The organism is Vibrio sp. 1557, assembly GCF_033340175.1.
Classification (GTDB): Bacteria; Pseudomonadota; Gammaproteobacteria; order Enterobacterales; family Vibrionaceae; genus Vibrio; species Vibrio alginolyticus.
This window is the reverse complement of record NZ_JAWOVZ010000211.1, coordinates 1-1,177: the sequence shown is the minus strand read 5'-3', so window position 1 is coordinate 1,177 and position 1,177 is coordinate 1. Positions and strand designations below refer to the sequence as shown.

General features: G+C 49.7%; 1 protein-coding gene. It reads left to right on the top strand.

What is annotated here, in order from left to right; translation table 11 throughout:
* Nucleotides 1-918 (top strand): gamma-glutamyltransferase family protein (locus R7070_RS25955; protein ID WP_318141482.1); only part of this gene is annotated, 918 nt, incomplete at its 5' end.
* Nucleotides 919-1,177: the final 259 nt, after the last annotated feature.

Sequence of the window (1,177 nt, the reverse complement as noted above, 5' to 3'; positions counted from 1 at the left end):
AGAGAGCCCGTTTGTGCGGCTTATCAAAGCTACGAAATCTGCGGCATGGGGCCACCAAGCTCAGGCGCGCTAACTGTCGGACAGATCTTGGCTATCACCGAGCAATACGACCTCAAAGGCTGGGGACCAGACAGCGCCAAATCTTGGCAGGTCATTGCGGACGCATGTGGTCTCGCGTTTGCTGATCGCGGTAAGTGGATGGCCGATCAAGACTCGGTACCCATGCCAACTGAAGGTTTGTTGGACAAAGACTATCTCAAACAACGTGCCGAGCTTATTCAGGTCGGCAAAGCACTGACGAAAGTGGAAGCCGGTAACCCACCGTGGTCACATGCAATGAATCTCAGTATGGATGAATCGATAGAACTGCCTTCCACCAGCCATTTCAACATCGTCGACAAGCAAGGCAATGTGGTTTCAATGACCACCACCATCGAGAACGCTTTTGGCTCGCGCTTAATGGTTCGCGGCTTCCTGCTCAATAACGAGCTGACGGACTTTTCTTTCCGCACTCATCAAAATGGCGCGCCAATCGCCAACCGATTAGAACCGGGCAAACGTCCGCGCTCCTCCATGGCACCGACCATCATCATGAAAGATGATCAACCATACATGGCTATTGGTTCTCCGGGTGGCAGTCGCATTATCGGCTACGTGGCACAAGCCATCATTGCTCATACTCAATGGGACATGGACATTCAGCAAGCGATCAACCAACCAAGAGTGTTAAACCGTTTTGGCACTGTCGACCTCGAGCAAGATAGCGCAGCAACTCAGTTGCAACCGGCACTCGAAAAGATGGGCTTTAAGACCGAAATTCGCGATTTGAATTCCGGTTTACACGCCATTCGCATCACTGAAAATGGCTTAGAAGGTGCTGCGGATCCACGCCGAGAAGGTGCAGCCATCGGAAAATAGTAGCCTTTCGCTCGGCCCTTTGTGCGAGATCTCTCACAAAGGGTTGAGTAAAACTCTCTTTTTTAGCAGTAAAAGCACCCCAAACAACCCATAAGCTATTGAATAATATAAATACGTGCAGTTTTTAAACGTTTGCGGAATAAAAAAATGTGAACTTGCACCGTTGTTGGATAGCGCCAAAAACGTAATATTAAACCTGTCGGAAGGATGCTGACACGGAACAGGAAACACCACGGACTTGGTGAACTTCAGGAAGAAG